General features: G+C 37.8%; 10 protein-coding genes. All 10 read right to left on the reverse strand.

What is annotated here, in order from left to right:
• Window positions 1-357: 357 nt before the first annotated feature.
• Window positions 358-2,598: a carbohydrate binding domain-containing protein gene (locus KKC91_01120; protein MBU0477158.1), complete on the reverse strand. Its 2,241-nt coding sequence runs from the start codon at window positions 2,596-2,598 to the stop codon at window positions 358-360.
• A gap of 35 nt (window positions 2,599-2,633) precedes the next feature.
• Window positions 2,634-2,897, reverse strand: a complete 264-nt coding sequence (locus KKC91_01125) for a hypothetical protein (GenBank protein ID MBU0477159.1) — start codon at window positions 2,895-2,897, stop codon at window positions 2,634-2,636.
• Between the two features lie 129 nt (window positions 2,898-3,026).
• Entirely contained in the window at window positions 3,027-3,395 is a 369-nt protein-coding gene (locus KKC91_01130) for a hypothetical protein (GenBank protein MBU0477160.1), read from the reverse strand.
• A gap of 43 nt (window positions 3,396-3,438) precedes the next feature.
• Complete coding sequence (locus KKC91_01135) at window positions 3,439-3,669, reverse strand: DUF1559 domain-containing protein (GenBank protein MBU0477161.1); 231 nt, start codon at window positions 3,667-3,669, stop codon at window positions 3,439-3,441.
• Window positions 3,670-3,755: 86 nt separating this feature from the next.
• Window positions 3,756-5,912: a hypothetical protein gene (locus tag KKC91_01140; protein ID MBU0477162.1), complete on the reverse strand. Its 2,157-nt coding sequence runs from the start codon at window positions 5,910-5,912 to the stop codon at window positions 3,756-3,758.
• Window positions 5,913-5,947: 35 nt separating this feature from the next.
• A complete protein-coding gene (locus tag KKC91_01145; protein MBU0477163.1) occupies window positions 5,948-7,111 on the reverse strand; it encodes a Xaa-Pro peptidase family protein in 1,164 nt (387 codons plus the stop codon).
• Window positions 7,092-8,042 (reverse strand): polysaccharide deacetylase family protein, encoded by a 951-nt coding sequence (locus tag KKC91_01150; protein ID MBU0477164.1) that lies wholly within the window; start codon window positions 8,040-8,042, stop codon window positions 7,092-7,094. The genes KKC91_01145 and KKC91_01150 overlap by 20 nt, the downstream gene beginning before the upstream one ends.
• Window positions 8,039-8,428, reverse strand: coding sequence for a hypothetical protein (locus KKC91_01155; GenBank protein MBU0477165.1), 390 nt, complete (start codon window positions 8,426-8,428; stop codon window positions 8,039-8,041). Before KKC91_01155 ends, KKC91_01150 begins: the two co-directional genes overlap by 4 nt.
• A gap of 28 nt (window positions 8,429-8,456) precedes the next feature.
• Window positions 8,457-9,623, reverse strand: a complete 1,167-nt coding sequence (locus tag KKC91_01160) for a Xaa-Pro peptidase family protein (protein ID MBU0477166.1) — start codon at window positions 9,621-9,623, stop codon at window positions 8,457-8,459.
• A 1-nt stretch (window position 9,624) separates the two neighbouring features.
• Window positions 9,625-10,060: substrate-binding domain-containing protein (locus tag KKC91_01165; protein MBU0477167.1), on the reverse strand; the 436-nt coding region annotated here is incomplete at its 5' end.

Raw genomic sequence — 10,060 nt, forward strand, 5'->3', positions numbered from 1 at the left:
AACCCTTCCCAATGATCTCGAAATATCTGGATGAGCCTGTTTTTGTAGTAGATAGGACTGTCATTCAACATAGCTACTACCAATCATAGCATAATTTGAAATTAGATAGATTGATATAATTTCCTATGCTATCAAGGAAAAGGTCGCTGTCCCCTTTATTCCCATGTCGTCCCCTTTATGTCCCCTGCGTTAAAAATCCCTGTCATGAAATTAAACCTAAAATTAAGAATCTTGACCCTAATACTTTACATGAGCGTATTTTTGAACATGCCGAAGACGAAAATGTCTACCTTTTTGCTCCAGGAAACGATATTATTATTGACGATCACTAAACTTTAAAATTCCTATACATAAATTTTAATAAATTTCTATTTCAGTAATTCTTGAATATTCATTTCCTCCATTTGACGAGTTGACTTCAAGCTTTAAACCCTTAATATAAATTGGATCTAGACTATGAACTATCCGCCATTCATGATTATTTTTGTTTGTTATTACCCTTTTCCATTCAGAATCTTTACTTCTGATATATATACTGTAATCTTTAATACCTTCCTCATTTGTCAATTGTCCAAAAAGATCAGTTGCTTTCGTATAAATTCTAACTTCTGTAATCTCTTCTTCGGATGGAAATTCAATTTCGACTATATCTGGAAATTGATGTATTGTTCCATCATTCCAAAATTCATCGTATTTCCCGTCAATAATCCTTTGCACTGGGAAATATGGGGGATATGGGTACTCAGAAGAACATGAAACTTTTATTCCACTTATAGCTATACATTTGTTTATTTTATTTTGATTCTCAGTCATGGGCAAGCCTTCCAGACTATCGTCATATTTTAAATTAGTAGAATATACCTTTACTTCCCATGGGGCAAAATAATCTTCTATTTCATTATTTTTGATGGTCTGTACCCTATTATTTTCAAAAAAAACTTTAATTTTCTCATTATTCGGCAATGCCCCACTATATATTTTTGCATTACAGCCTGATTCTGAATTATTAGCCACAATAATATACAGATTGCTTCCATCGGTTTTGGCTATGCCTTCCAGATGAGAAGGAACTAATTTAATTTTCGGGCTTTCATCCATCAAAGTTATAACTGGTAGCATTTTATTCAATTCACGGCTTACGCTTTTTACCGTTTCCCATATTTTTGAAGTAAAAGAAAAATCTTGATCCTGATTTTGAAAAACCAATCCCCTGGCTCCCCGGATTATAGATTGATAAGCCATAAATCTCAATTGCACATAATTTGGAGTTCGATCTTCTCTCCGCGGAACTTTGTCAATAACTTGTCTAGCTCCTTCCCAAGAAAATGCCTGCAACCACACCATAACAGGTTTTTGATTGCTGATTAAAAGTTTAAACAGATCAATATAATCTCCAACACAACCAATTGTTTTATTTTTAATATAGGAATGTCCCGCCTCTTTAGGAATAGGATATATATCAAAACTTATTATATCACCTGCCGGAAGATAAGGTTTCAGACGATCCGGCGATACCGCCGACACATTCGGTGCAAAATTAATCAAAACAGGATGATAGGGGTCTTCCGTGGCAATCAAATTATAACCTTTGATTAATCCTTCAGGAGGATAACTCCTATGGGCAGGTTCATCATACTGCATATAAAATAAAAATGCCGGATTATCTTTGCATACCTCTGCCATCCGGATTATCTCTTCAGTTTTTCCAGGTATACCAGGGTCATCGATGCTACTTGAACAAGAAGAAACCATTAAATTATATTTCATGGCTTTTTCCAAGATAAGTTTTGCAGCCAAAGGACTTCTTTGAAGATAATATGCACGAATTGTATTAAATCCAGCATCACTAACTTCCTTATAAAAATTTTCGTTAGGCTTCGTATACGATAACATCATGGGAAAAAACGGTTTCCCTTTTACCATTAAAAAGTTTTTATCATTAATCCAAACACATTTTTCATTTTTAGGAATATTTCTTTTGCCAGCTGAATTAACTGTAAGATTACCAGAGGACTGACTTTCTATTTGGACAAGTTCTGGCTTGTTAATTTTGATTAATTTTGCCTCATCAAAATATACAGCACCTTCCCCTTTTATCTGCAAAACGAAACACATACTTTCCATATCTGTTCGTGAAGGAGTTTGAAATTCCCGCTTAAGCACTATCCATTTATTTTTCCCCTTAGTGAAAGGCCCTCCTCCTATACTCGCAGCCCATTTATTATTTGCTGTGTAGTCCACATAGAGCCTTACCTCTGTTCCTATCTCACCTCTTATGTTGACCGAAGCTTCATATCTTGTATCGGGATTGAAGGGAATATTATATTGTATTAGCCATGGTGTTTCTTTATTGCCCGAAGCTGTCATTTTGTAGCTATAAAGACCATCAGTCTTTTCCTTCTTTTCGAATTTACCGGTGAATGGAATTCTCAATTCCCAATTGTCTGGAATATCATTCCTATCATCATCGATTTCAAAACTGCCATTGACAATCAAGTTTGTTATGCTCTCTTTTCCATATGATGGAATACAAAAAAGTGCCAAAAGAAGCATTACTGAAAAACAAAAGTTCACTACCCTCGAAAATCGAATAAACATTTTATCTACCCTCCCTATTAGGTTGACATTATCGTTTAGCTAAAAAAAGTTAAACTTTTTAGCTTTTTTTGCATTTTATTTTTATTCGTAAAAAGATCTTGGCAATTCAAGTTCTCTGCACCTCCTTTCTCGCCATAATTGACCTTGGTATGTAGTATCATTTTTCTGCAACAAACGAGACCCGTTAGAAATAGATTTCTAAACGGATCAATATCGCCTTGATTATTATTTTTACCCTCTACACCAATACATTGGTGTGAGGGTTTGTTTCCTTCAAATTTGTTTGCCGATTTTCTCATCCTGAATTTTCCCATTACTTTTTGTAACTAAACTGTTACCCTTATTGTACCCTTTATAGAACCAATTCCTCATTCCATTCCTCTCTAACCCAACCCATGCCTCTCTATGCATTATTTTAAGGTATAAATCTATAATAAATCGTCCAACTCAGACTGGCTGCCATATATATTCGTTAATTTAATATCGCACTTCCTCCACCATTCCACATGGCCATCCACAAAAAGAGAGTTGAAACCATCGTTATGTCTATCCCCAATTCTAGTAGTGTAATCAGTTTTGCTAAATCCACCATTCAATTGACCATCAATTTCATCACAAATCATGAATGTACTACATGAATCTCTTACCTTTCCTAATTTTCTATTGGGTGGTTGAGTACGAACTCTGAATACGTGGTAGTTACAGATATAACTTGGGTCTACACTATTTAATCTAACGGACGAGGGTTCTGAAGGGCAGAAAGCCATGTTAATGTTTCTATTTAGATATTCATCCAAAAGCCCTCCACCCGAATAGAAGAGACATTGAGCGGGAAGTGAATTAGAGTAGGGTAAAAAAATCGTCATTATCTATAGCATACATCGTTACCGCTAATCCCCACTGCTTTAGATTGCTCGCGCACTTTATCTTTCTTGCCATTTCTCTTGCTTTAGAAAGAGCTGGCAAAAGCAGTGACGCAAGCAGAGCGATGATCGCTATCACGACCAAAAGCTCGATGAGGGTGAAAGAATGCAGGTTTCGTAAAGTCTTCTTTATTCTTTTAATCCACATTGTCTTTTCCTCCTTACTTCATCTTTATTCGCCATGATTAATTTTATTATATAGTATCATTTCTCAACTAAATTAGAACTTATTTTTTAAACTTCTTTTAAATATTCGCAGTTCAGTACCTTTTCTCGTAGGTCATTTACCGTGTAGTAGTAATGATTACTTGCTTCAAATCCAATTCGTGAGTCTAAACGAACAATATTGTAAAGCGTCTTGGCGATTTTTATTTCTTCATCTATTATCTCGATAAGCTTTAGATTTTCTTTATCGTTTTTGCAATCACGCAAGCGAACGAATCTTATCTGAAGATATGTGCTTCTAAAGTGGCAGTAAGCACTGATTGCTACATGTTCAAGCTCTGTAAAGTTATTCAGTTTGTCCTTATCGACTTTTGTCTTCGCGAGATCTAAAATTTCAAGCCCTTTTTCCCATTTATTACTTATCTTTTTAAACTGATTTTCGAAAATATCAGCAGGATAGTCAGCCCGCCACTTTTCAAGATTATCATAAGGATATCCAATCATAGTAGATTGATACCCGGTTGGCTTCGCATAGAAAAGACTCATGGGACCAAAATTCTGCGGGGCAAAGTAGAGCACCTTTATATCAAAGGGAAATTCTTTAAATGCATCACTAAATGCATGCCATGCCTTACGCACTAAAAGTGCAGCTTTTTCTCCGAATTTATCCAGTGCCATCTCTTTAGATGTCTTGGTAAGTAATTCCAAATTTCCAGAGGGATATCCACCTACTGTCCAGCTCAGCATCAGACCAGTTACTCCAGCATTATGCAGATTTTTAAGATGTTTTTCAACAAGATCTGGTGTTGGGATATAGGGAACTTCAGAACATTCCCATGTATTATTAATTTGCACTTTTGCTACTGCCTTGAGACCTCGTTTGATAGCGTGTTTCCACATTTCAATCGCTCTTTCACCAGGTCCTACCTGGGATATTGAATAATCACGAACATTAGACTTAATACCACCCACATCTGTTGGCAAAGCCTCCTCACTCGTACACATAAGCTCAACATTATCAGGGAGAAGGTCTATTGCTGCATGAGCCCACTGTTGATTCCACCCCCATGTCCAAACAATTACTCTTGCCTCGGGTTTAGTGCTGTGCACGCCTTCTTCTATCGCCCAATTTACATCAGTAATGACTTCTTGAGGATATCGTTTAGAACACCGTGGGCATTCTCCTCCGCGATTATGAGACCAGCAATTAGTTGGGTTCTCCGACCTGGTTATAGTAAAAACTCCTGCTAACTTTGGAACATCCTGAAAAAGTTTGGCTGTCCCTTTACGCAAGAAATCAAGAACTGGCTTTTGAGATGTGCAGAGATTTGCTATTCCATCTTTTTTAAATTCAACTCCTTTCAATTCGGGATGTTTCTTAAAGAATTTTAGCGGCATTGGTCGCGGCTCATTTAGATAAAGATAGACACCTATGCCAAAATTTGCTGTACGTTCTGTTAGTTTACGTAAATTTTCAAGCCGTTTTTCGTATCCAACCGAAAGTTCCGGAGCAGCTTTCCACGGGAACAGAGTATAAAGAATGCCTTGCAACCACACACCATTGACTCCTAGATCAGAGTATCGCTGCAAAAGCCCATCAGGATAAGGCTCTAAAGTTCGGTCAAGCAAAGGGTCACCATATACACCAAAATATGAATAAATAAGATGCATGTCTTGTCTTACAACAGACCTTTTGTGTATCTGCTTCATAGGTTTCTGGAAAGTCGCGAGAAAATCAAACGGACTCTCCTTATCCTCTATTTTAATATTTGGAAAATGTTTTTCTACAATCTTTTTTATTTCGGCTGTACGTTGAATCTCTTCTGATGTGAGTGACCTGTAATAAACAGGCTTTGAATGTGGCTTCAGAGAACCGAGCTTATGCCAGAGAAAATCATCCTCCTTAAGAGTGTATACCAACTTCTCTGCCTTCCATCCAAGTAGTATTAGTAATTGTTCATAGGACAATAGGTGCCAGTTATTTCGAATAATAGTAATATATCCACGCTGAAGCCAGTGCCTTCCCACAACAGGAGGAATGCGTAATCCCATATCCTGCGCTGATTTCATTACATTTTGTTCACTTGTCTTAAGAACCTGCGCCAATCGATTTGCTGAAACAAGTTCCCAATTACGCCAGATTACTGCTTGGTGCAAAGTAGGAAAATGAGGAAACCCAAGCGGCTCTGGTTGAGTGCCAACAGGCAATTCTACTTTGTCTCTCATATTCACTTACTATCTCTTCTGTTCTTTCCCGTTCTCTATTCCACTTCTATAATTCTCATTTGCTTATCAGACATAAGCTCTGCGCCATCTTTTGTAACCCTGATTCCATTTTCCCATCTGAGTCCGAAATTCTCTGACTGGAGGAATGTATCTACCTGAAAGGTCATATTTTCTTTAAGCAGATATGTTGAATCAGATTCCATCCAGGGACGCTCTACTTCTATCATGCCAAGGCCATGACATGGGCCGTATAAAAGATTATCACCGCATCCCTTTGATTTAACAAAGTCAAAGAATTTGTTCACAACATCTTTTGCTACGACACCTTCTTTTATAAATTCGATTGTTTTGTAATGCGCTTCAAGTCCAACTTCTACGAGCTTCCTCATTCCCTCGGACATCCTGCCTACACATACGGGTCTTCCCACCGATGGCGAATATCCCCCGACTCGTGCTCCTATACATAACTGTATCATATCGCCTTTTTCTATTTTTCTATGAGTGGGTCTTCCAATAGCATTGTTCGTTCTTTTTCCCGATAGAACATATGTTGGATGCGCCTCATATTCTGCGCCATTCGCATACATTGATGCCTGTGCAATGCCGACAATCTCTAACTCCGTCATACCAAGCTTAATGTTATTAATTATTTCCGTAAGTGCTAGTTCGGATATTCTGAATCCCTCTTTAAGAAGATTTATTTCATTCTCGCTTTTTATAATCCTCATATCCGTCATTATATCATCAGCTTTTACAATCTCAGCATCAGGCGCAGCTTTTTTGATAGCTTCATATACAGGTATCGGCATTATTGGATAACCTATTATGCCAATACGCTTGATTTTCCTGCCATTAGATGATTCTTCAAAAACAGACTCAAAGGAATCTATGTCTATATCCGGATAATTGGGTTCTGCTGACTCTCTGTATTGAAGTATCTTCTTAATATTTTCTATCTTACTTCTTCCTTCAGCGAATGTTTCACTTTCAGGACCTATGAGCAGCATTAAATCTCCTTGAGAGGGTATCAGCACTCCGGCAGTTTCGAATATAGGCCAATAGTCTGATAGATATCTTACATTCGCAAAGTCAGCTTCATGGCTGTGTACTATTGCAATGTCCAGTCCATTTTCTCTGACTTTCTCCTGCACCTTTTTTTGTCTTTCTTTGAATTCAGAATCAGGTATTTCTCTTATCATCACTTACCTCATTTTTGAACGGTTTCTTTATATTTAAAAATTTAATATTTATTTCATCCCACGAATGAGCCAATTCAGTTGCAGTCATAAACTTTGCTCCTTTATTTTTAAAATAATTGATTAATTTGTCAAATTCTTTTATCGCTTTATCACCACAATTTTTTACAATAAAATCATCTGGCCTTACACTCCCTTCGCCATAGTGTATTTCTCCCTGGAGCATAGGTGTAAATTCCCATGGATGGAAATAGAAACAGAAAACTGGATATATATTTTTCTTCTTAAGATAATTTTGATGATTTTCAATGTGTTTGATAAGCACATCTGCGCCTTCAGTTCGATAAAGGGGCCACTGATCCCGATCTCTGTGATATTGATCTTTACTTTCCATAGCCATATCAGCAAAAATTGGTATTTCTAAAATCTTCATATCACCTTTTTCCAGCCAGTTATCCCTATTGGGATGATAGGGCATAAGCTGTTTTTCATGATAGAACATGGGATATGAAGTATCTACCAGATACCCAAGGTCTTCCAATACATTTAGCATTTTGCTACTTCCCCATAGACGTGGAGCACGAAAAGATTTTATTTTTACCGCAGCTATTTCTTCTACAATATCTGTAGCCTTTTTAATCCGACCTCCTATCTCTTCTGGGAGAAGCGGCACAATACCAGGAATAGGGAACATCTCATCCCCGATAGTTTCGTGAAATAATGAATGACATCCAATTTCATGCCCTTCTATGCCTATCTTTTTAACTGCCTCAGGATACTTTTTAGCTACGTCTCCAGTAATAAAGAAGGTTCCCTTTATTTCATTATCTTTAAGAACCCCTAAGAGATTTGGCAGACCTTTTTCTATACCTTGATAGAATGGTGTCCAGCTGCCAATATCTGTTTCAACATCAAAACCCAATACTACTATCATCTTCGACCTCCTTCTACTGGCTGTGCCATAGTGCAATAATAAGCAAGATTTGGTTGACGCACATCCAGCCTGCCGAATTGAACTACTATCTTTTGGTCGCTTCTTATCCTTAAGGCATATTGTCCATAAGGAATCTTATAGCCTGAACCAGGAAGGGGCTTATCCAGCCTTAGACAGGAAACCCTTTCTGCACCTACTTCAATTGCAAGGTCTTTCACAGGCTCTTTATTCTCAAAGTAAACGTCCATCTTGATATTGGCTTTTTCACTGCCAGTATTCAAGATTATAAGCGCCTCATGTCCTTCCAAATCTCCATCTCCTTTTGGCGGCAGATCTCCATCCGGTACCAACCATGTGAAATGTCCATCTCCAATATTATTTATCATCTTCTCATCCTCATTTTTTATAATCCTTTTACTGAGTAAAGTATTTGTCTATTTTTTGACTCAAAGGAACCGCCCCTTTTTCTGTGATTTCATACCCTGTCTCTATTCTTGCACCATTAAATTCCGGATGTCCGAAAAAGCTCACGTCAATACAGACAGTCATGCCAGGTTTCAAGACATCATCACTATTTGGACCGAAAAATGGTGATTCTGCTTCGTGTAGTCCTATAGTATGAGCAAATGGACAAACGAGATATTTTAAAAGGTCATGTTTTTCAAAATAAGCACGTGCAGGAGCGTCAATTTCCTTTCCAGCCTTTCCCGAAATAAGTTGTTCTTTAGTTAAATTAAAAGCTTCTTTGAGGTAATTGAGGCATTCTTTCTGTTTTTTTGAATATACACCTGAAACAGGTAATACATCGCCAACAACACCTGCATAACCTCGAACCTTAGGAGAAATACCGAGCATCACCAGCTCTCCAATTTCTAATGCTTTGGAACTTGCTGTTGGGACGACTGCGTTGGAGCGTTCTCCGCTTCCAACGATTGCACTAAATCCAAAACCACTGGCACCTCGACTTCGAGCCACATATTCTCCTTCAGCAGCAACCTCAATTTCAGAAACACCAGGCACTATTTTCTCTTTCATAGCATCATAACAAAAATCAGCAAGCTTAAATGCCTGCCTGATTTGTTCAAGTTCCCAGGATGATTTTATGTATCTCAGTTCAACAAAATCCTGCGTTATATCAACAAGCTCAACACCTTTAAATCCATCAACTATCTGTCTATGACAGTCAGCAGGCATTCTCCCAGCCCCTACCAATCCTACGCGTTTTACAGTTCCAAGTTTGGAATTCAATTCTTTAAAAAGAGTAGGGAAATCAATTATTGTGGCATTGGGATATTCTTCATCAGGAACCATAAAAACAGGGAAATTTCGCGTTTCGGTTATAGAGCTATCAAGCTTTGCAAAAGGCTCACTCTCAGGACCACCAAGTAACATAGGCTCTCCGGTTCTTGGAATAAGCACTGCTCCACTTTCAAACTGTGGACACCATCCAGTCAAATACCAGCCATTGCCAATATTGAATTCATCATAATAAACCAGTGCCATATCCAGTTCTTTTTCCTTCAATAGCTCTCTTACTTTAGTAATTCTCTTTTCAGATTCAGCCCTCTCAAGATACGCCATTTTACCTCTCCTTTTGACTATTAACAGTACTTTCTCTCACTTTCAGTACCGGCACCAGCTTAATCCGACATGGTGACGATGTTTTTTCCCTATTATCTAGAAGATGTTCAACTGCTGTTCTGCCAAGCCTCTGGTAATCAAGAATGACTGTGGTCAGTCTAGGCATAATATGCATACCAACTGGCAATCCATCACATCCAGCTACAGCAATATCAGATGGAATATTTATCTTGCGTTCATGCAGCGCATGAATTACACCACATGCCATCTCATCATTCGTAAATACCGCATCAAATTTAATTCCTTTATCAATAATCGAAGAGATCCTCTCATATGCAGCTTGTGTGGTAAAATCAGTCTCTAAAATAAGACTCTCATCAACTGCAATGCTGGATTGTCTGAGTATTTCTCTGTATCCTTGCTCAATTTCACGAGAA

It is taken from the genome of bacterium (assembly GCA_018812485.1).
In the GTDB taxonomy this organism is placed as follows: domain Bacteria; phylum JAHJDO01; class JAHJDO01; order JAHJDO01; family JAHJDO01; genus JAHJDO01.